This is a genomic window from Mycobacterium asiaticum, from assembly GCF_001673365.1.
GTDB lineage: Bacteria > Actinomycetota > Actinomycetes > Mycobacteriales > Mycobacteriaceae > Mycobacterium > Mycobacterium asiaticum_A.
Map to the genome: position 1 here is coordinate 1 of NZ_LZLS01000164.1, position 504 is coordinate 504.

The 504-nt window shown below is 68.5% G+C and carries 1 pseudogene; it reads left to right on the forward strand.

The features are described from left to right. Nucleotides 1-504 (forward strand): annotated as a pseudogene (locus tag A5634_RS17970) ([protein-PII] uridylyltransferase); the annotation flags it as partial.

Consider the following 504-nt stretch of genomic DNA (forward strand, 5'->3'; position numbering starts at 1 on the left):
TCGGCGTCGGTCAACATCCACGAGGGGGTGGCGATCACCGAGTTCGTGGTCTCGCCGCTGTTCGGTTCGCCGCCTGCCGCGGATCTGTTGCGCCAGCAATTCGTCGGTGCGCTGCACGGCGACGTCGACGTCTTAGGGTCGCTGGAAAAGCGCGACACCGAAGCCCTCAACTCGGCGACCGCGCGCGCCGGCGAGGTGCAGGTCGGGGTGCCCGTCACCAGGTCGACCGCCCCACCGCGCATCCTGTGGCTCGACACCGATACCCCGGGTCAGTTGATCCTGGAAGTCCGCGCGATGGACCGGGTTGGTCTGCTGGCGCTGCTGGCCTGGGCGCTGGAGCGTTCCGACACCGACATCGTGTGGGCGAAGGTCAACACTTTCGGATCGACCGCGGCCGACGTCTTCTGCGTGGCGGTGCCACCGGAACTGAACGCGCGTGCCGCTGTGGAGAAGAACCTGCTAGCCGTGCTGGGCGCGCCCGCGGTCGTGATGGACGACGAGCCG